17 protein-coding genes are annotated in these 19,338 nt (G+C 56.4%); 3 read left to right on the top strand and 14 right to left on the bottom strand.

Translation table 11 applies throughout. The annotated features are described in order from the left end of the window. Positions 1–4: 4 nt before the first annotated feature. The 3 genes from glgX to asd form a co-directional block, all read right to left on the bottom strand. On the bottom strand, positions 5–1,978 hold the full coding sequence (gene glgX / locus AB6731_RS18745) for a glycogen debranching protein GlgX (protein ID WP_371006657.1): 1,974 nt from the start codon (positions 1,976–1,978) through the stop codon (positions 5–7). Beyond that, positions 1,975–4,161: a 1,4-alpha-glucan branching enzyme gene (gene glgB / locus AB6731_RS18740; protein ID WP_086462856.1), complete on the bottom strand. Its 2,187-nt coding sequence runs from the start codon at positions 4,159–4,161 to the stop codon at positions 1,975–1,977. Before glgB ends, glgX begins: the two co-directional genes overlap by 4 nt. A gap of 231 nt (positions 4,162–4,392) precedes the next feature. Next, the gene (gene asd, locus AB6731_RS18735; protein WP_371006656.1) at positions 4,393–5,496 is read right to left on the bottom strand and encodes an aspartate-semialdehyde dehydrogenase; all 1,104 of its coding nucleotides are present in this window, start codon (positions 5,494–5,496) and stop codon (positions 4,393–4,395) included. 177 nt (positions 5,497–5,673) lie between these two features. On the opposite strand from asd, the gene yhgN reads away from it, so the two are divergent. Continuing rightward, positions 5,674–6,267 carry an NAAT family transporter YhgN gene (gene yhgN / locus AB6731_RS18730; RefSeq protein ID WP_003861574.1) on the top strand — a complete coding sequence of 198 codons (594 nt, stop codon included), beginning with the start codon at positions 5,674–5,676 and terminating at the stop codon, positions 6,265–6,267. A gap of 50 nt (positions 6,268–6,317) precedes the next feature. On the opposite strand, the gene gntU is transcribed toward yhgN, so the two are convergent. The 5 genes from gntU to AB6731_RS18705 all read right to left on the bottom strand — a co-directional run bounded on the left by gntU (position 6,318) and on the right by AB6731_RS18705 (position 11,267). Then, entirely contained in the window at positions 6,318–7,658 is a 1,341-nt protein-coding gene (gene gntU / locus AB6731_RS18725; RefSeq protein WP_014171987.1) for a gluconate transporter, read from the bottom strand. Between the two features lie 3 nt (positions 7,659–7,661). Next, positions 7,662–8,189, bottom strand: coding sequence for a gluconokinase (gene gntK, locus AB6731_RS18720; RefSeq protein WP_020884556.1), 528 nt, complete (start codon positions 8,187–8,189; stop codon positions 7,662–7,664). A 126-nt stretch (positions 8,190–8,315) separates the two neighbouring features. Further along, the gene (gene gntR, locus AB6731_RS18715) at positions 8,316–9,311 is read right to left on the bottom strand and encodes a gluconate operon transcriptional repressor GntR (protein WP_014171989.1); all 996 of its coding nucleotides are present in this window, start codon (positions 9,309–9,311) and stop codon (positions 8,316–8,318) included. A gap of 100 nt (positions 9,312–9,411) precedes the next feature. Further along, a complete protein-coding gene (locus tag AB6731_RS18710; RefSeq protein ID WP_014171990.1) occupies positions 9,412–10,107 on the bottom strand; it encodes a pirin family protein in 696 nt (231 codons plus the stop codon). Between the two features lie 122 nt (positions 10,108–10,229). Continuing rightward, a complete protein-coding gene (locus tag AB6731_RS18705; RefSeq protein ID WP_371006655.1) occupies positions 10,230–11,267 on the bottom strand; it encodes an oxidoreductase in 1,038 nt (345 codons plus the stop codon). Positions 11,268–11,522: 255 nt separating this feature from the next. Here AB6731_RS18705 and yhhY point away from each other — a divergent pair, with 255 nt between their 5' ends. Then, on the top strand, positions 11,523–12,011 hold the full coding sequence (gene yhhY / locus AB6731_RS18700; protein WP_014171992.1) for an N-acetyltransferase: 489 nt from the start codon (positions 11,523–11,525) through the stop codon (positions 12,009–12,011). Between the two features lie 39 nt (positions 12,012–12,050). Here the strand turns inward: yhhY and ggt are convergent, their stop codons facing one another. Then, positions 12,051–13,793, bottom strand: a complete 1,743-nt coding sequence (ggt, locus tag AB6731_RS18695; RefSeq protein ID WP_371006673.1) for a gamma-glutamyltransferase — start codon at positions 13,791–13,793, stop codon at positions 12,051–12,053. 126 nt (positions 13,794–13,919) lie between these two features. On the opposite strand from ggt, the gene AB6731_RS18690 reads away from it, so the two are divergent. Next, positions 13,920–14,306, top strand: coding sequence for a DUF2756 family protein (locus tag AB6731_RS18690; RefSeq protein ID WP_025202844.1), 387 nt, complete (start codon positions 13,920–13,922; stop codon positions 14,304–14,306). Here the strand turns inward: AB6731_RS18690 and ugpQ are convergent. The 5 genes from ugpQ to ugpB form a co-directional block, all read right to left on the bottom strand. Continuing rightward, positions 14,287–15,036, bottom strand: coding sequence for a glycerophosphodiester phosphodiesterase (ugpQ, locus tag AB6731_RS18685; RefSeq protein WP_025202843.1), 750 nt, complete (start codon positions 15,034–15,036; stop codon positions 14,287–14,289). The genes AB6731_RS18690 and ugpQ overlap by 20 nt on opposite strands. After that, positions 15,033–16,103 carry a sn-glycerol-3-phosphate import ATP-binding protein UgpC gene (locus AB6731_RS18680; RefSeq protein WP_020884551.1) on the bottom strand — a complete coding sequence of 357 codons (1,071 nt, stop codon included), beginning with the start codon at positions 16,101–16,103 and terminating at the stop codon, positions 15,033–15,035. The genes ugpQ and AB6731_RS18680 overlap by 4 nt, the downstream gene beginning before the upstream one ends. Position 16,104: 1 nt before the next feature. After that, a complete protein-coding gene (gene ugpE / locus AB6731_RS18675; protein WP_371006654.1) occupies positions 16,105–16,950 on the bottom strand; it encodes a sn-glycerol-3-phosphate ABC transporter permease UgpE in 846 nt (281 codons plus the stop codon). Then, on the bottom strand, positions 16,947–17,834 hold the full coding sequence (gene ugpA, locus AB6731_RS18670; protein WP_014171998.1) for a sn-glycerol-3-phosphate ABC transporter permease UgpA: 888 nt from the start codon (positions 17,832–17,834) through the stop codon (positions 16,947–16,949). The genes ugpE and ugpA overlap by 4 nt, the downstream gene beginning before the upstream one ends. Positions 17,835–17,907: 73 nt before the next feature. Then, the gene (gene ugpB / locus AB6731_RS18665; protein ID WP_371006653.1) at positions 17,908–19,224 is read right to left on the bottom strand and encodes a sn-glycerol-3-phosphate ABC transporter substrate-binding protein UgpB; all 1,317 of its coding nucleotides are present in this window, start codon (positions 19,222–19,224) and stop codon (positions 17,908–17,910) included. Positions 19,225–19,338: the final 114 nt, after the last annotated feature.

Below are 19,338 nucleotides of genomic sequence, written 5' to 3'. Positions count from 1 at the left end.
TTTATCATCTTTGGAATACGCACACTCCGTGCGCAGGCCCGTGCCAGACAGCCATTACTACCGGATTATCCGCTCCGGCAAATGGGGGAACAGCGCGCCATTCCCCGTCAGGTAAAACAATCTCAGCGACGTCATCCGTCGCGTTCAGCGTGACCAGCCACCTCTCCGAAAGCAGGATTTGCAGGCGTGGTACGCCGTGTTGCCACTCTTGCGCGCTTAAGGGTTGCGCGTCTTGATTCAGCCAGCGGACATTACCGTCGCCCTCTTCCCACCAGCGATCGGCGGTGAGCGCGGGAATTTGCTGGCGAAGATGGATCAGCGCAGCGGTAAAGTGAATCAACCCGCTGTTCGCTTCACCCCAGTCGAGCCAGGTCAACGTGTTGTCCTGGCAATACGCATTGTTGTTACCATGCTGACTGTGACCATGTTCATCGCCTGCCAGCAGCATCGGCGTGCCCTGCGACAATAACAGCGTTGTCAGCAGCGCATGCACGCTGGCGCGTCGCCGCTCGATAACATCAAGGCTTCCGCCTAACCCTTCTATACCATGATTGAAGCTATGGTTATTGTTAGTGCCATCGCGATTCTCCTCGCCGTTCGCTTCATTGTGTTTCTGATTGAAACAAACGCAGTCCCGGAGCGTAAAACCGTCGTGCGCCGTCAGCAGGTTGATCGTCGCAGACGGTCGTTTGCCATCGCGCTTAAAAAGATCGCTGGACCCGGCAAAGCGTCCGGCGAACTCCCCCAGCGACAGATTCCGTTCCAGCCAGAAGCGGCGCGCGGCATCGCGATAGTGATCGTTCCACTCGGCAAACAGGGGCGGGAAATTCCCGACCTGATACCCCCCTTCACCGATGTCCCACGGCTCGGCAATGAGCTTCACCTGTGACAGCACCGGACAGTTTTTGATCGCTTCAAACAGCGGCGCCTGCTGGCTGAAGGCCGGCGTACGCCCCATAACGGGTGCCAGATCAAAACGAAAACCGTCGACGTGGAACGTGTCCACCCAGTACTTCAGGCATTCATACGCGAAATGCATGACCGCCGGGTGGCTGAGATTGAGCGTGTTACCGCAACCGGTCCAGTTGAAGTAATCGCCATCGTCCCTGATCCAATAATAGCTACGGTTATCAATTCCGCGCATGGAGAGCGTCGGTCCATCGAGATCGCTTTCCGCACTGTGGTTCAGTACCACGTCCAGAATGACCTCAATACCTGCCGCATGAAGCGCCTTTACCGCATCACGAAACTCGTCCCGCGCCTTGTCCGGATGAGTGGCATAGCGGGGTTCGAGCGCAAACATCGCCAGCGGGTTGTAGCCCCAGTAGTTACTGAGCCCCAGCCGCTGCAGACGAGGTTCACTGGCAAAATGCGCGACGGGCAACAGCTCCAGGGCCGTGATCCCGAGGTGCTTGAGGTAGGCAATCATGGTCGGATGACCGAGCGCCTTGTAGGTGCCGCGCATCTCTTTCGGGATTGATGGATGCAGATACGTCAGCCCTTTAACATGCGCCTCGTAGATAACGGTGTTGCCCCACGGCGTGCGCGGCGGGGCATCGTCTTCCCAGTCGTAGAGATCGTTCACCACCACGCTTTTAGGCGCCACGGGGGCGCTGTCGCGGTGGTCGGGTTCACCGTAGCCGACATGGAAAATAGGGTCGTCTTTAAACTCGCCATCCACGCGGTGCGCACACGGATCGAGCAGCAGCTTCGCCGGGTTAAACCAGTGCCCCTGCGCAGGTGCCCACGGGCCGTGTACGCGATAGCCGTAGTGCATTCCTGGCCGTCCCCCGGCCAGGTAGCCGTGCCAGGTATCTCCTGTGCGAGACGGCAGGTCGTAACGATGTTCATTACCCTCGCCGTCAAATACGCACAGTTCAACCCGCTCCGCATGGGCAGAAAAGAGCGTGAAATTCACCCCCTTTCCATCAAAATGTGCCCCGAGCGGTTCGGGTTTACCTGCCGTAAGCTGGGTCATTCCCCCTCCCGGATCAGCCAGATGGTACTGAGCGGCGGTAGCGTAAGGCTCAGGGAATTCGGTCGCCCGTGGCTTTCAATGGCATCGCTTTGCACCAGACCACCGTTACCGGCATTGCTGCCGTGGTAGTGCGTGGAATCGGTATTCAGGATTTCACGCCACTTGCCGGCCTGGTTAATCCCGAAGCGATAATGATGGCGCGGTACAGGGGTAAAGTTGCTGGCGACGATAATTTCGTTGCCGGCTTTATCCCGCCGCACAAAGACAAACACCGAGCGCTCATGGTCATCCACCACCAGCCACTCGAAACCGTACGGGTCAAAATCAAGCTCATGCAGGGCTTTGTGGTGACGGTAGGTCAGGTTCAGGTCCCGCACCAGACGCTGCACGCCGTGGTGCCAGTTGTCGCCCCCTTCCAGCAGATGCCAGTCGAGGCTGGTGTCGTGGTTCCACTCGCGCCCCTGGGCGAACTCATTGCCCATAAACAGCAGTTTTTTACCCGGGAAGGCGAACATCCAGCCGTAGTAGGCACGCAGGTTGGCGAACTTCTGCCATGCATCGCCCGGCATGCGGTCGAGAATGGATTTTTTGCCATGCACCACTTCGTCATGCGACAGCGGCAGCATGAAGTTCTCGGTGTAGTTGTAGAGCAGCCCGAAGGTGAGTTTGTCATGGTGATACTGACGGTAGACGGGATCCAGCTTCATGTAGTCGAGCGTGTCGTGCATCCACCCCAGGTTCCATTTGTACCAGAACCCCAGTCCGCCGGTTGACGGTGGACGGGAGACGCCAGGGAAGTCGGTGGACTCTTCCGCCATCGTCACCGCACCTTCTACCTGCTCGCCGATAATACGGTTGGTGTTGCGCAGAAACTCAATCGCTTCCAGGTTTTCACGGCCGCCATACTCGTTTGGGATCCACTCGCCTTCTTTGCGGCTGTAGTCGCGGTAGATCATCGACGCCACGGCATCAACGCGCAGGGCATCAATGCCAAAGCGCTCAATCCAGTACAGCGCATTGCCCACGAGGTAGTTTGCCACTTCACGACGACCGTAGTTGTAGATCAGCGTGTTCCAGTCCTGGTGATAGCCTTCGCGCGGGTCGCTGTGCTCGTACAGCTTAGTGCCGTCAAATTCTGAAAGACTAAAATCATCGGACGGGAAATGGCCCGGCACCCAGTCGAGGATCACGTTTAACCCGGCGGCGTGCGCGGCATTGATAAAATAGCGGAAGTCATCGCGCGTGCCGAAGCGACGCGTCGGGGCATACATCCCGGTCGGCTGATAACCCCAGCTTCCGTCGAACGGGTGTTCATTAATTGGCAGCAGCTCAAGGTGGGTAAAGCCCATCCATTTCGCGTACGGAACCAGCTGGTCGGCAAGCTCCCGGTAGCTGAGCCAGAAGTTGTTATCGGTATGGCGACGCCAGGAACCGAGATGCACTTCGTAGACGGAGATTGGCGCATCAAAGCGGTTGGCCTGCTTGCGTTCTTCACTCTGGACAACTTTTTCCGGCAGGCCGCAAATCATTGACGCGGTTTCCGGACGCATCTGCGCTTCGAAGGCGTACGGGTCGGACTTAATACGCAGCTTGCCTTGCGCATCGATCATCTCGAATTTATACAGCTGGCCGTTGTGCGCGCCGGGGATAAACAGCTCCCAGATACCGCTTTCGCGGCGCAGACGCATCGGGTGACGACGGCCATCCCAGTAGTTGAACTGGCCAACAACGGAGACTCGCTGGGCGTTAGGCGCCCACACGGCAAACCGCGTGCCGGTGATGCCATCCATCGTATCGGCATGGGCACCCAGCGTTTCATAAGGTCGCAGGTGGGTACCTTCAGACAGCAGCCACGCGTCCATCTCCTGTAAAAGAGGCCCAAAGCTGTAGGGATCATCGATGAGATTTTGCTGACCATGCCAGATAACGGCAAGCTGATAACGAAAAGGGTTTTTACGACGGGGCATTACGCCCGAAAAGAAGCCACGAGAATCGAGGCATTCCAGATTGCCGACCTTGCGGCCGGTTTTGGGTTCGATAACCCACACTTCTGTGGCATCCGGTAACAGTGCCCGGACTTCCAGCCCGGCCTCGGTACGGTGCATCCCCAGTACGGAAAAGGGGTCGGCAAAATGACCCGCAATAAGCGCATTAATCACGTCTCTATCCACACGATCGGACATGGTATTCATCCTGTTTTTTATGTCGTCCTTTTTTAGCGCCTGGGACGACTTTAATGTGACCTGAACGGGCATCCTCTCAGCCCCGTCCTAACCTCAGGTAAGAAATAACTCTTCCTTAAAGCATAGCCAACGCTCTAAATGACTCCTGATAAAAAATAAGACATATGCGTTTTACTCCATGTAGTACGCGGAAAAGGGGGTGAAAATCACCCCCCGGGGTTTAACAAATTATTACGCCAGCTGGCGCAGCATGCGACGCAGCGGCTCGGCTGCGCCCCACAGAAGCTGGTCGCCGACGGTGAATGCAGAAAGGAACTCCGGCCCCATGTTCAGCTTACGCAGACGACCCACCGGGGTGGTCAGCGTGCCGGTGACGGCAGCCGGGGTCAATTCACGCATGGTGATGTCGCGATCGTTTGGAACCACTTTCGCCCACGGGTTGTGTGCAGCCAGCAGCTCTTCCACGGTCAGAATCGACACATCTTTTTTCAGTTTAATCGTGAAGGCCTGGCTGTGGCAGCGCAGCGCGCCGATACGTACGCACAGACCGTCAACTGGAATGGTGTTCGCGGTATTGAGTATTTTGTTGGTCTCAGCCTGACCTTTCCACTCTTCGCGGGTCTGGCCGTTATCCAGCTGTTTGTCGATCCACGGGATCAGACCACCGGCCAGCGGTACACCAAAGTTATCCACCGGCAGCTCGCCGCTGCGGGTCAGCTCGGTGACTTTACGCTCGATATCGAGAATAGCGGAGGCCGGATTTGCCAGCTCGGTCGCAACGCTGTGGTGCAACTGGCCCATCTGCGTCAGCAGTTCGCGCATATGACGCGCACCGCCGCCGGACGCGGCCTGGTAAGTCGCCACGGAGACCCACTCCACCAGGTCCTGTGCGAACAGGCCACCGAGGGACATCAGCATCAGGCTGACGGTGCAGTTACCGCCGACAAAGGTTTTTACGCCGTTGTTCAGGCCGTCGGTGATGACGTCCTGGTTGACCGGGTCGAGAATGATGATGGCATCGTCTTTCATGCGCAGTGAAGACGCCGCATCAATCCAGTAGCCCTGCCAGCCGCTTTCACGCAGCTTTGGATAAATTTCGTTGGTATAATCGCCGCCCTGGCAAGTGACAATAATGTCGAGTGCCTTCAGCGCTTCCAGATCGAAAGCATCCTGCAACGTACCGGTGTTGCCGCCAAAAGAAGGTGCAGCCTGGCCGAGCTGGGAAGTGGAGAAGAAGACCGGGCGGATGGCGTCAAAATCGCGCTCTTCAACCATGCGTTGCATGAGAACAGAGCCGACCATACCGCGCCAGCCGATAAAACCAACGTTTTTCATAGCATTTTTTTCCTGCAGAGGGTGTGTGCTGATTGTGCAAACCAGTATTCAACTGGGATATGCTTCACATTACAAAATGCTGCCAAAGTCGCAAGCGAAATTAATCGATGATGGCCCGCCAATCAGAAATAGCGCTAATCATCATAATAACCATAGAGAGTTTCAGGGATAATTTTAATGAGTGAAATCATATCCGCGGCGGTTTTATTGATCCTGATAATGGATCCTCTGGGCAACCTGCCTATCTTCATGTCGGTGCTGAAGCACACCGAACCCAAACGCCGTCGGGCGATCATGATCCGCGAGCTGCTTATCGCGCTGCTGGTGATGTTCATCTTCCTGTTTGCCGGTGAGAAAATCCTCGCCTTCCTGAATCTGCGTGCCGAAACGGTTTCGATTTCCGGTGGGATTATCCTGTTCCTGATAGCGATTAAGATGATTTTCCCGAGCGCCGAAGGCAGCAGCAGCGGCCTGCCCGCGGGGGAAGAGCCGTTTATTGTGCCGCTGGCGATTCCCCTTGTCGCCGGACCGACGATTCTGGCAACGCTGATGCTGCTGTCGCATCAGTACCCTAATCAGATGAGCCATCTGGTGATTGCCTTGCTGATTGCCTGGGGCGGGACGTTTATCATTTTGCTGCAGTCGTCGTTGTTCCTGCGCCTGCTGGGTGAGAAAGGCGTAAACGCGCTGGAGCGCCTGATGGGGTTGATTCTGGTGATGATGGCAACGCAGATGTTCCTGGACGGGATCCGCGCGTGGATGAAGGGCTAGGTAAAAACAAAAAAGGACAACTCACGTTGTCCTTTTGCTTTTAGCCGGGTTTAACTCAGCAGCGTAAACGCAATCATCCCGACAATGGCACCCGTCGTGCCGAGGATGGTTTCCATCAGTGTCCAGGTTTTCAGGGTTTGCGCTTCGGTCGCACCGGTAAATTTACCGAACAGCCAGAAGCCTGCGTCGTTGACGTGTGACACCACAATCGAACCGCCCGCAATGCAGATTGAGAGCGCGGCCATCTGGGCACCGGAGTAGTTAAGCTGTTCAATCACCGGCATCACCAGACCCACGGCGGTTAAACATGCCACCGTCGCAGAGCCCTGGATGATACGCACCGCCGCAGCCAGTACGAAACAGGTCACCGCAATGGGCAGCCCCATGCCGGTCAGGGCTTCGCCCAGCGCCGGACCCACGCCGGAATCCACCAGCACCTGTTTGAACACGCCACCGGCACCGATCACCAGCAGAATGATACCCGCAGGCTGCAGCGCATGGCCGCAGATTTCCATCACTTTGTCTTTCGGCATGCCCTGACGCATCGCCAGGCCATACATCGCCACCAGACACGCCACCAGGATCGCGGTGAACGGGTGGCCGATAAACTCAAACCATTCGTACGCGGTAGACCCCACCGGCACGAAACGCGCGGCGATGGTTTTCAGCCCCACCAGCACCAGCGGCAGCAGGATCAGCGCCAGGCTGAAGCCGAAGGACGGCATTTTACCTTCGCCAAGGTGTGGCTCGGTGACGTCATCCGGAATGTGAAGCTCAACGTAACGGCTGATGAAGTTGCCCCACAGCGGGCCGGCAATAATCATTCCCGGGATCGCTGCACACAGGCCAATCAGGATCATCCAGCCAAAATCGGCGTGCATCTGAGAAGCCAGCAGCATCGGCGCAGGCCCAGGCAGCAGGAACGCCGCCGCAGCCGCCACGCCCGCAAACAGCGGAATCACCAGCTTCACGAGGTTAGTGCCGGTATGGCGCGCCATCGAGAACGCCACGCTAATCAGCAGCACCACGGCCACTTCGAAGAACAGCGGCAGCGCACAAATCAGACCGGCGAGGCCAATCGCGTAGTGCGCACGGCTGTGTCCGAAGGATTTGAGCATTTTGACGGCAATCTGGTCGACTGCGCCCGTCTCATGCAGGATCTTGCCAAACATCGCGCCCAGCGCGACCACAATGGCCAGGAAACCCAGCGTGCCTCCCATCCCTTTTTCCATCGTCGCTGCGATCTTATCGAGCGGCATACCGGAAAAGAGACCTGCACCAATAGACACCACCATTAAGGCAACGAAAGCATGCATACGCGCTTTCATCACTAAAAACAGCAGCAGCAATACGGAACCAACTGCTGTTAAAACTAGCGTTAATGTACTCAAAACTTACTGCCTTTTATTAATGACCTCGATGGTGCTGGCAACAACACCCTCCAGTGACTGATCGATATCAACCACTAAGACGTCTTTCTCATCGTCACCCGGCTCCTGCAGCGCTTCGAACTGCGTCACCAGCATCTGGGTTTTGAAGAAGTGACCTTTACGCGCCTTCAGACGGCTCTCAATCACCTCGAAATCGCCTTTCAGGTAGATGAAAGAGAGGTTCGGGTTGCCGTCACGCAGCAGGTCGCGGTAGGTTTTTTTCAGCGCGGAGCAGACGATCAGGGAAACCTTGTTGGTACGCTGCATCGCGAACGCGGCGTCATTCAGCGCCTGCAACCACGGTTTGCGGTCGTCATCGTTCAGCGGCTCGCCGGAGGCCATTTTCATGATATTGCTGCGCGGATGGAGGAAGTCGCCATCAAGAAACGCCGCATGAAGTTGATGCGCCACTTCGCTGGCCACGGCAGATTTACCGCTACCGGAAACGCCCATCAGGACGTAAACGTGGTGATCATGATTAGTCGTGCTCAAAGGGTGTCCCTCAGTCAATTGTTACGGGTAACAGTTATCGGTAACATTGTCCTGCCGGGGCAAAAGAGAAGCAATATCCAAACGTGCGCGAAGTGAATAAGTGTGACCCACTTCAAATTTGTCAGCTTAAATAGATCCACCCGGTGACAAGGTGAAACCTAAATCTAACATTTTCGGCGTCACCGTTTCGCCACGTATGCGCGCCAGCAGGCGTTCTGCGCCAATACGGCCCATACGTTCACGCGGTGTCAGGACGCTCGCCAGACGGGGTTCCATCACCTGGCCGATATCGTGGCCGTGGAAACCGGCAATCGCCATATCTTCGGGGATCTTCAGCCCCAGACGCTGGCATTCGAACGCTGCACCGACCGCAAGGTCATCGTTGGTACAGAAAATACCATCCAGTTGCGGATACTCGCGTCGTGCCTGACGCATCAGCTCAATACCCGACGTATAGGATGACGACTGCTCAACCATCACGCTGTACGGTGTTAAACCGGCGTCGAGCATTGCCTGCTCGTATCCCTTCTGTTTGATGATAGTACGTTCATCCAGACGTGCACCCAGGTAGGCAATATGCCGATGGCCGCGGGCGATGATGGCCGCCGTCATCTGGCGCGCCGCTTCGAAGTTATCAAAGCCCACCGCAATATCGAGACACGGCGACTGGCTGTCCATCAGCTCCACCACCGGAATGCCTGCCACTTCAATCATTTTTAGCGTACGGGGGGTGTGAGTACGTTCGGTTAAAATCAGACCGTCGATGTTCCAGGAGAGCATGGATTCCAGACGTTCTTCTTCCAGTTCCGGCTTGTACCCATAGTGGGCGAGCATGGTCTGATAGCCAAAGGCATCGGTCACGCTTTCAATGCCGCGCAACACTTCGGCAAAAACCTGGTTGGTTAAGGAAGGCAGGAGGACGCCAACCGCGCGGCTGGTCGCATTCGAAAGAATATCGGGGGCGCGGTTAGGGATATACCCCAGTTCATCGAGGGCAGCGGCAATCTTGCCACGCAACGCCACGGAAACCTGTTCCGGGTTACGTAAAAACCGGCTGACCGTCATTTTGGTCACACCGACGCGATCGGCTACATCCTGAAGTACGGGGCGTTTCTTTTTCATCGTCCTGAGAAATCGTAAGTGATAGATTTGCTCAGTTTATCACGGACAAAGCCCATCCTTCCCCTGTCAAAGGGAAGGATGGGCATTTATTTATGATTTATTACACCGGTGGCAGATCAAACAGCAGAATTTCGCTTTCACTGTCGGCATGCACGGACAGTGCCTGCTCATCCCAGATTGCCAGACCATCCGCCGTGGTGGCTTTCGTGCCGTTAATAGACACCTCGCCTTTCACCACCTGGATCCAGACGCGGCGGTTAGCGGCAATCTGATGGACAGACTGTTCGTCTTTTGCCAGCGCCCAGCGGTACAGTTCCATATCCTGATGCACTTTCAGCGAACCGTCACGCGCATCCGGAGAGAGCACCAGTTGTTTACCCTGTTTAGCATCAAAGCGGCGCTGTTCGTAGCGCGGGGTGATGCCGGTTTCTTCCGGAATGATCCAGATTTGATACAGGTGCAGTTTTTCCGTTTTGCTTGGGTTGTATTCAGAGTGACGCACCCCGGTACCCGCACTCATAATCTGGAACTCGCCCGCCGGAACCTGCTCTTTGTTGCCCATGCTGTCCTGGTGCTCAACCGCCCCTTCCAGCACATACGTCAGGATTTCCATGTCTTTGTGCGGGTGGGTACCGAAGCCCTGGCCTGCATCAATCACGTCATCGTTAATGACGCGCAGTGCGGAGAAGCCCATAAAGTTCGGGTCGTAGTAGTCGGCAAACGAGAATGAATGCCATGAGTCCAGCCAGCCATGATTCGCGTGACCACGTTCGTTTGCTTTGCGTAAGTAGATCATTGTTTCACCCTCAGTTCGTTTCGATGGAGTAAGTGTGGACGCAAACGGCCTGGGATCATAGAGGGTGAAAATTGACTCCTCTGTTCAAAAATTTAGAACAAGCAAAGAGGAGTCATAATTTCTTATCTGGCGAGGGTTATCGTGGCAGGAGAGGCCTGTTCGAAGGCCCGTTCAAGGAGTTCGAGATTGGTCATAACTTCAGATTCCTTGACGTAATTGGGCGCACCGTTAGTCAGGGTCTCATACAGCGCATCGTAAACGCGGCCATAGTCACCCGCTTCGGGTTTCACGTCCTCTTTAACGGTGATTCCCTCTGCGTTGACGTACTCCAGCACGCCCACGGAGTCATCCGCCGCAAAGCCCGGCTCACCGGGCATAATATTGGCCTTCAGGCTGGTCTCCTGTTGGTCAATACCGTATTTGATAAACGAGCCTCGGGTGCCGTGAACGATAAATTTCGGGTAGTCAATTTTCACCAGATGGCTGGTTTTGACGATGGCTTTCAGGTCGCCGTAAAACAGCTGGGCTTCGAAGGTGTCATCCGGATTGGCTTTGTTGCGCAGGCTGCGGATGTCGTACGCCATGTGGTCCGGTCGGCCAAACAGAGAGATGATTTGATCGAGCGTATGCACGCCCAGACCATAGAATGAGCCATCCTGCGGCAGGCCGGGATGCGTTTCGGCCACCGGGCGGTAGTAATCAAAGTGGCTTTCAATCTCGACGATGTCACCCAGTTTACCGCTCTCAATCACTTTTTTTGCCGTCAGGAAGCAGCTGTCAAAGCGTCGGTTTTGGTACGGCGTGACGGTCAGCCCTTTGCGCTTCGCCAGGTCAAACAACGTTTTCGCCTCTGTCATTGTCGGGGTAAACGGCTTTTCCACCAGCACGTTTTTGCCCGCCTCCAGCGCGCGTTTTGCGTACTCGAAATGGCTGTCAGCGTGGGTACAGACAATCACCAGTTTGACCTGCGGATCGTTGAGGACCTCATCAAGATCGCAGGTGAAATGAATATGGGAGTACTGGGGAGACTGCTCTTCCGGCTTCGCGCGACGCCGGTAGATATGGGCAACGTGCCAGCTGTCTTTGCGGTTGAGGACATACGGTAGATGATAGCGGGTCGTACTTTTACCAAATCCAATAAATGCGCAATGTAGTGTCATGGCTCAGTCCTTTTGGAAGGTGATTGAGTCTAACCATAACAAAAAAAAGCCAGCTAAAAGCTGGCTAAAGTAATACTGGAAGCAATGTGAGCAATGTCGTGCTTTCAGGTTCCCGTCGTGGTCTTCCTGAACGCAGAGCAATAATAATCATTCTCATTCGCACTTGTCCAATCTTTTTTGCAAAAATTAGCAGTTGACTCAAATTTTAATCTCACTGATGTTGGAATGGACGTTTAACTGACTGAGGATGAAGGAATGAGTGAGATTGTGATACGCCATATCGAAGCCCGCGATGCAGAAGCGTTACGTGACATTATGTCGCATCCTGGGGTGTATCACGACACGCTACAACTTCCCCATCCCTCAATGGATATGTGGCATGACCGGGTCGCGACGAAACCGGGAAGACGGCATCTCGTCGCCTGTCTTGACCAGCGAGTGGTTGGCCATATGGCACTCGATGTGATGGAAAATCCCCGCCGCAGCCACGTTGCAACGTTCGGCATTAGCGTGGCCGCTGATGTACAGGGACGCGGTGTGGGTCGTGCGCTCATGCGCGAAATGGTCAATCTCTGCGACAACTGGTTGCGCATTGAACGCATTGAGCTCACGGTTTTTGCGGATAACCCTGCGGCACTGGCGCTGTATAAGAAGTTTGGGTTTGAAATCGAAGGGACCGGCAGGAACTTCGCCCTGCGTAACGGCGACTATGTGGACGCGTATTACATGGCGCGGCTGAAGTGATAAATTGCCCGGTAGCGCGACGCTTACCGGGCAACAAAATCAGAACCCCGCCGTCAAATCATCCACCGAACGCGGATCCGAGGCCCCAAACAGCGTGCCGTCCGGGCCGACCATAATGCTCTGGGTGCTGCCCATTGCCTCTTTCAGCGCCACCTTCTGTCCGCGCTGCTCCAGCAGTTTTAAGGTGTCCGGGCTAAAGCCCTTCTCAACACGCAGCTCGTCCGGCAGCCATTGATGATGGAAACGTGGTGCATTCGTCGCTTCGGCGACATTCATTCCAAAGTCGATGCTGTTCACCACCATCTGCAGCACCGTGGTGATAATACGGCTGCCGCCAGGGCTACCAGTCACCAGCCAGGTTTTACCGTCTTTGACCACGATGGTAGGCGACATGGACGACAGCGGACGCTTCTTCGGCCCGACCGCATTTGCATCCCCACCTACCAGCCCGTAGACGTTCGGCACGCCCGGTTTGGCCGAGAAGTCATCCATCTCGTTATTGAGCAGAATCCCGCTATTGCCTGCCACGATGCCTGTACCAAAGGTGGTGTTGAGGGTATAGGTCACCGCCACCGCGTTACCGTCTTTATCCACCACCGAGAAGTGGGTGGTCTGGTTGCTCTCATACGGTGCCAGCTTGCCCGGGCGGATCTCGCTCGACGGTTTGGCTTTGTTGATGTCAATCTCATCAGCAATCGATTTAGCATAAGCTTTATTGGTCAGCGCCTGCCACGGCACCTTCACGAAGTCCGGGTCGCCCAGGTATTCTGAACGGTCGGCGTAGGCGCGTTTTTCCGCCTCTGCCATCACCTGCATGGCATCCGCGCTGCCGAAGCCGAACTTGTGCATATCGAAGTTTTCAAGAATGTTAAGGATCTGCACGATGTGAATGCCGCCGGAAGACGGAGGTGGCATTGAGAAAACGTCATAGCCGCGATAGCTTCCGTGAATCGGCTCACGCTCGACGGCCTTGTACTCCGCGAGATCCGCTTTGGTGATAAGCCCACCGTTCTTTTGCATCTCTTCGGCAATCTGGTCGGCAATCGCCCCTTTGTAGAACGCATCCGGGCCGTGCTCCGCAATCAGCTCCAGACTTTTTGCCAGGTTCTTCTGCACCAGCTTATCGCCCTTCTTCAGCGGTTCGCCGTCTTTCCAGAAGATAGCCTTGCTGTTTTCGTGATTCGGAATCACTTCGCTGCCATAGGTTTTAAGATCGTCAGCCAGGGCGTCATTCACCACAAAACCTTCGCGGGCGAGCTTAATCGCAGGCTGTACCACTTTGTTGAGCGGCAGGGTGCCATATTTTTCCAGCGCCAGGGAGAAGCCTGCGACGGTGCCCGGCGTACCGGAGGCGAGATGCGAGGTCAGGGATTTTTTGCTGTCCGGGTTGCCTTGATCGTCAAGGAACATATCGCGGGAAGCCTGTCCGGGGGCCATCTCACGGAAGTCGATGGCGGTGGTTTTGCCGTCTTTGGTCCGCAGCATCATAAAGCCGCCGCCGCCCAGGTTCCCCGCCTGCGGATGCGTCACCGCCAGCGCATAGCCCACCGCGACTGCCGCATCCACCGCATTACCGCCCTGCCGGAGAATATCGACGCCCACTTTCGTTGCCAGCGCATCCACCGACGCCACCATACCGTGCGTTGCCCGCACGGGATGAAAAACATCTTCCTCCACGCCGTACGAAACTGGCGGAGCCGCTGGCGGGTTGGCCGCCACGCTAAATGTGCCGCCTGCCATCAGCGCGGCGATCGCTATCCAGCGAAAAAACGTTGGTTTCATCATTATTGTTCTCCAGGTGAAGAGGGCCATATTCCCCGCTTAAGCCTGGTTCACAACTCCTAAAAAATCATCGTCATGGTGAAATCAGGGTAAACTTAAGAGAAGCCTCAAAAGAAGGAGATGACAATGAAACGCTTACTGATTCTTACGGCGCTGCTTCCGTTTGCCGCGCTCGCACAGCCACTCAATACGATGAACAACCCGAACCAGCAGGGCTACGTCATTCCAAGCCAGCAGCGTATGCAAACGGAGATGATGAGCCAGCAGCAACAGCAGAAAGGGATGCTGAACCAGCAGTTGAAAACGCAGACCCAGGTGCAGCAGCAAAGCCTGCAAAACCAGATGAACACCAACACCCAGCGCATACAGCAGGGTCAGGTGCGTGAGCAGCCGCTGCCTAACCCGAACGGCGGGATGCTGGGCGGGATGACCTCGTCGGGCAGCGGACAGCAGCATATGCTGCCGTCCCAGTCACCGTCGAATGGCGGGATGCTTAATTCTTCGCAGAATTAAAGTTCGGGCCGATCACGTCAATCGCATCGGTACAGATACTGTCCACCCCCCAGCGCAGCAGCTCCGCCGCACGCTGGGGTTTGTTGACGGTATAGACCAGGATATGCAGCCCCGCCGCTTTCAACATGTTCACCCGCGCCTCATCCAGCAGCGCGTGGTTCAGGTGAATCGACACACACCCTAAACGGCTGGTCAGCTCACGCCAGTCATCACGCCACGTGTCGAGCAACAGTCCGCGCGGCAACGCCGGAACGGACGCCTGCGCCGCCTCCAGGGCATCAATGTCAAACGACGACAGCAGGGGTGGCGTCATGCCCTCCCACAGCTCACGCGCGGCCAGCGCAATGACTTTACCTGTGAGTGGCCCGGTGCCGGTGGTTGGTTTGATTTCGATATTGGCCATCATGCCGTGCAGACGACAGCGGTCGGCCACTTCCGCCAGCAGCGGCAGCGGCTCGCCTTTGAACTCGCTGCTGTACCAGCTTCCGGCGTCGACGTTCAGCAGATCGCGCCACGGCAGATCTCCCGCCACGCCCCAGCCATTGCTGGTGCGTTCGAGGTTGTCATCATGCAGAAGGAAAATCTCGCCGTCTTTCGATAGCTTGGCGTCGAACTCGATCATCGTGTGACCGTAATGCGCGCCCATATCGATAGCCGCCAGCGTGTTTTCCGGTGCCAGTTTACCGCCGCCCCGGTGGGCGACGATGTGGGGATAAGGCCAGTTACTCATATACGTTGTCCTGTTTCACCGTCGAATACGTGCAGGTGATTTTCCGGCAGATGCAGCCACAGCGTGCTGCCTGCTTTAGGGCGCTCCTGATGGGCCAGACGCACCACCATTTTTTGTTCACCCCAACGTCCGTGCGCCAGGTTGTCAGCCCCCAGCATCTCCAGCGTGTCCATCACCAGCGGCACGCCGCCTTCCGCCTGTGAGGTTAACCCAATATGTTCCGGGCGGATACCGAGCGTCATCTTACGCCCGGCATAGCCACGATAGTACCCGTTTACGGGCAGCGCCATCCCACTTTCCAGCTCAAAGTGCGTACCGGCGCTGCTGATCCGCCCTTCCAGCAGGTTCATCGCCGGGCTGCCAATAAAGCTCGCCACAAAGCGGGAGGCCGGTTTCTCGTATACCTCCACCGGGGTGCCAATCTGCTCGGCGACGCCTTTGTTCATCACCATCACGCGTTGAGCGAGGGTCATCGCTTCCACCTGATCGTGCGTAACATACAGGGAGGTGGTTTTCAGACGACGGTGCAGCTGCTGCAGCTCAAGGCGCATCTGCACGCGCAGCTTGGCATCAAGGTTTGAGAGCGGTTCGTCGAACAGGAACACCGCGGGGTCACGCACAATGGCGCGCCCCATCGCCACGCGCTGGCGCTGTCCGCCGGACAGTTCACGCGGACGCCGCTTGAGCAGGCCATCCAGCTCCAGAATACGCGCCGCCTCTTTCACGCGCTCATCGATATGGCTTTTGCCCATCCCGCGGATTTTCAGCCCCCATGCCATGTTCTCTTCCACGCTCATGTGCGGATAAAGGGCGTAGTTCTGAAACACCATCGCGATGCCCCGGTCCTTCGGCTCCATCTCGGTCACGCGCTGGCGATCGATCCAGATATCGCCGCTGGTCACACGTTCAAGTCCGGCAACCATGCGCAGCAGCGTTGATTTGCCGCAGCCTGACGGGCCAACCATCACGATAAATTCCCCGTCCGCCACGTCGAGCGTTAACGGCTGAATGACCTGGGTTTTGTTGTCCCAGCTTTTGGTCACTGCCTGTAATTTTAAACCTGCCATCTTATTTCTCACTGTCCACTAAACCACGCACGAACGCACGCTGCATGGCTAAAACGATAACGACCGGGGGGATAAGGGTGAGCAGCATCGCCGCCATCACCTGATTCCAGAGCGTGGTGCCTTCACCGGTGGCGATCATGCCTTTGATGCCCGCCACGGCGGTGCCAAGATTGACGTCCTGAATAATCAGCAGCGGCCACAGATACTGGTTCCAGCCGTAGATAAAGGTGATGACAAACAGCGCCGCAAGGTTGGTTTTCGACAGGGGCAACACGATGTCATGGAAGAAGCGCATCGGCGAGGCACCGTCAATACGCGCGGCCTCAATCAGCTCGTCCGGCAGGGTCATAAAGAACTGGCGGAACAGGAAGGTGGCGGTGGCCGAGGCCATCAGCGGCAGGGTTAAACCTGCGTAGCTGTCCAGCATCTTCAGGTTGGCGATCACTTCCACCGTCGGGAAAATACGCACTTCGACCGGCAGCATCAGGGTGATGAAGATCATCCAGAAGAACAGGCTACGCAGGGGAAAGCGGAACCAAACGATGGCGAACGCCGAGAGCATCGACACCGTGATTTTGCCCACCGTAATACCGAACGCCATGATGAAGCTGTTCAGCATCATCAGCCAGAATGGCGCGCTGTTAGCGCCCACGCCCTGGGTCCAGATGGTTTTCATGTTTTCGAAAAGATGCCCGCCTGGGATCAGCGTCATCGGCGTATCAAACACCGCTTTGGTGTCCAGCGTGGCGGCAACGAAGGCCACATACAGCGGGAACAGAATGACGATGATGCCCAAAATCAGCATGGTGTGGCTGAACATCGTCAGCCCGCGACGGTTCTCGATCATTGGTAGCGCACCTTACTTTCGACATAACGGAACTGCACTACCGTGAGAAGGATGACGAGGAACATCAGCACGACCGACTGGGCGGCGGATGCCGAGAGATCCAGACCGGCAAAGCCTTCGCGATAGATCTTATAGATAAGCGTCGTAGTGGCCTGCACCGGGCCACCGGCCGTGGCGGCGTCGATCACCGGGAAGGTGTCGAAGAAGGCGTAAACCAGGTTGACCACCAGCAGGAAGAAACTCACCGGGGCAATCAGCGGCAGTGACAGCCTAAAGAAACGACGGACCGGCCCTGCACCATCAATCGCCGCGGCTTCAACCAGCGAGCGCGGAATAGACTGCAGCGCAGCAAAGAAGAACAGGAAGTTGTAGCTGATCTGTTTCCACACCGATGCAAAGACCACCAGGAACATCGCCTGACCGCTGTTCTGGGCGTGGTTCCAGTCGTAGCCGAACTCCGCCAGAAAATGGGTAATCAGCCCGCGCCCTGGGTTAAACAGGAAGATCCACAGCACGGCGGCGACGGCTGGCGCCACGGCGTAAGGTAGCAGCATCAGCGTCTGATACAGACGGCTGCCGCGCACCACGTAATCCACCAGCGCCGCGAAAAAGAGCGATGCGACAAGACCGCTGACAGTGACCAGCGCGCTGAACTTCATGGTCGTCCAGAAGGCGTCGAGGTAATAGCTGTCATGGAACAGCGCGGTAAAGTTGTCCAGCCCGACAAACTGGCTGGAAAGCCCAAACGGATCGACGCTTTGTACCGAGTACCAAAGCGCCTCGCCCGCAGGCCAGATAAAGAAGATAACGGTGATGACCAGCTGCGGCGCGACCAGCAAATACGGCAGCCAGCGCGAACGGAACACCGGACGGGATGAGGACATAGTTTAGCTCAGCGTAGGTAGCCCTCATCCCAGCCCTTCCCACAGGGAGAGGGACAGGATGAGGGTAAAATGATTAAGACTTTGTTGATTGCTCAAAGCGGCGCAGCAGCTGATTACCGCGCTCTACCGCAGAATCCAGCGCCTGCTGTGGGGTTTTCTTCCCGGTCCACACGCTTTCCAGCTCTTCATCTACGATGGTACGGATCTGCGGCATGTTCCCCAGACGCAGGCCTTTGGTGAACGGCAATGGCGGCTTGTTGAGCATCTGACGCGTCGCGATATCCGCGCCCGGGTTTTTGCTGTAGAAGCCCTGCCCGCGGGTCAGGTCATACGCGGCCGTGGTGATAGGCAGGTAGCCGGTTTTCTGATGCCATTCGGCGGCATTCTCTGGTTTCGCCAGGAAGTCGAGGAACTCGGCCACGCCCTTGTAGGTGCCCTTGTCTTTGCCCTGCATGACCCACAGGCTCGCCCCACCGATGATGGCGTTCTGCGGTGCGCCTTTCACGTCAGCGTCGTAAGGCATCATGCCTACGCCGTAGTTGAATTTTGCGTAATGACGGATATCCGCCAGAGAGCCGGAAGAGGCGGTCGTAATCGCGCAGTCACCGTTGTAGAACTTCTCGGTGGATTCGTCTTTACGCCCGAAGTAGCTGAAATCGCCCTTCTTGTTGAGATCGGCAAGCAGAGCGATGTGCTTCACCTGCTCTGGCTTGTTGAACTCCAGTACCGCGTCGGTGCCGTCGAAGCCGTTGTTTTTAGTGGCCACCGGCAGGCCGTGCCAGGCGCTGAAGTTTTCAATCTGGATCCAGCCCTGCCAGCCGCTGGCGTAGCCGCACTTCATCCCCGCCGCTTTCAGCTTAGCGGTGTACGCCGCCAGATCCTGCCAGGTTTTTGGCGGTTGTTCCGGATCTAAACCGGCTTTCTTGAAGGCGTCTTTGTTGTAGTACAGCACCGGCGTGGAGCTGTTAAACGGCTGAGACAGCAGATGACCGGTTTTGGAATCGGTGTAGTAACCCGCCACGGTCGGCACGAACTGCGATTCGTCGAAGTTGATACCTGCGTCTTTAAACACTTCGTAGACCGGTTTAATGGCTTTAGAGGCCATCATGGTCGCAGTACCGACTTCGTAAACCTGAAGCAGCGCAGGTGCATTACCGGTACGGAAAGCGGCAATGCCCGCGCTCAGGCTCTGCTCGTAGTTACCTTTGTACACCGGCACAATTTTGTAATCCGGATGGGTGTCGTTGAAACGCTGCGCCAGGGAGTCAACTTCTTTACCCAACTCCCCTTCCATGGAATGCCAGAACGGAATGGTGGTGACAGCCATTGCGTTCGCCGCAAAAGTCAGCCCCATTGCCAGACCCAAAGCTGTGTGTCGTAACGATGTCATTGTCATCTCTCTTATTGTGCCGGATGCGCGATATCACGCGTTTTTATGCTCGCGTGGTAACATGACATGCTCGAATGACAGAAAAATAACTGTTTCTTTACAGTGAGATGACAA

Source organism: Enterobacter sp. RCC_40 (assembly GCF_041360735.1).
In the GTDB taxonomy this organism is placed as follows: Bacteria; Pseudomonadota; Gammaproteobacteria; order Enterobacterales; family Enterobacteriaceae; genus Enterobacter; species Enterobacter ludwigii.
Note: the sequence above shows the minus strand (reverse complement) of the source record. Positions and strands in the feature narration are given on the sequence as shown.

What these genes read in the sequence shown, in the direction of transcription:
- glgX (WP_371006657.1), bottom strand. Translation starts at nt 1,978, where the DNA reads ATGACCCAGCTTACGGCAGGTAAACCCGAACCGCTCGGGGCACATTTT.
- glgB (WP_086462856.1), bottom strand. Translation starts at nt 4,161, where the DNA reads ATGTCCGATCGTGTGGATAGAGACGTGATTAATGCGCTTATTGCGGGT.
- asd (WP_371006656.1), bottom strand. Translation starts at nt 5,496, where the DNA reads ATGAAAAACGTTGGTTTTATCGGCTGGCGCGGTATGGTCGGCTCTGTT.
- yhgN (WP_003861574.1), top strand. Translation starts at nt 5,674, where the DNA reads ATGAGTGAAATCATATCCGCGGCGGTTTTATTGATCCTGATAATGGAT.
- gntR (WP_014171989.1), bottom strand. Translation starts at nt 9,311, where the DNA reads ATGAAAAAGAAACGCCCCGTACTTCAGGATGTAGCCGATCGCGTCGGT.
- AB6731_RS18710 (WP_014171990.1), bottom strand. Translation starts at nt 10,107, where the DNA reads ATGATCTACTTACGCAAAGCAAACGAACGTGGTCACGCGAATCATGGC.
- AB6731_RS18705 (WP_371006655.1), bottom strand. Translation starts at nt 11,267, where the DNA reads ATGACACTACATTGCGCATTTATTGGATTTGGTAAAAGTACGACCCGC.
- yhhY (WP_014171992.1), top strand. Translation starts at nt 11,523, where the DNA reads ATGAGTGAGATTGTGATACGCCATATCGAAGCCCGCGATGCAGAAGCG.
- ggt (WP_371006673.1), bottom strand. Translation starts at nt 13,793, where the DNA reads ATGAAACCAACGTTTTTTCGCTGGATAGCGATCGCCGCGCTGATGGCA.
- AB6731_RS18690 (WP_025202844.1), top strand. Translation starts at nt 13,920, where the DNA reads ATGAAACGCTTACTGATTCTTACGGCGCTGCTTCCGTTTGCCGCGCTC.
- ugpQ (WP_025202843.1), bottom strand. Translation starts at nt 15,036, where the DNA reads ATGAGTAACTGGCCTTATCCCCACATCGTCGCCCACCGGGGCGGCGGT.
- AB6731_RS18680 (WP_020884551.1), bottom strand. Translation starts at nt 16,103, where the DNA reads ATGGCAGGTTTAAAATTACAGGCAGTGACCAAAAGCTGGGACAACAAA.
- ugpE (WP_371006654.1), bottom strand. Translation starts at nt 16,950, where the DNA reads ATGATCGAGAACCGTCGCGGGCTGACGATGTTCAGCCACACCATGCTG.
- ugpA (WP_014171998.1), bottom strand. Translation starts at nt 17,834, where the DNA reads ATGTCCTCATCCCGTCCGGTGTTCCGTTCGCGCTGGCTGCCGTATTTG.
- ugpB (WP_371006653.1), bottom strand. Translation starts at nt 19,224, where the DNA reads ATGACATCGTTACGACACACAGCTTTGGGTCTGGCAATGGGGCTGACT.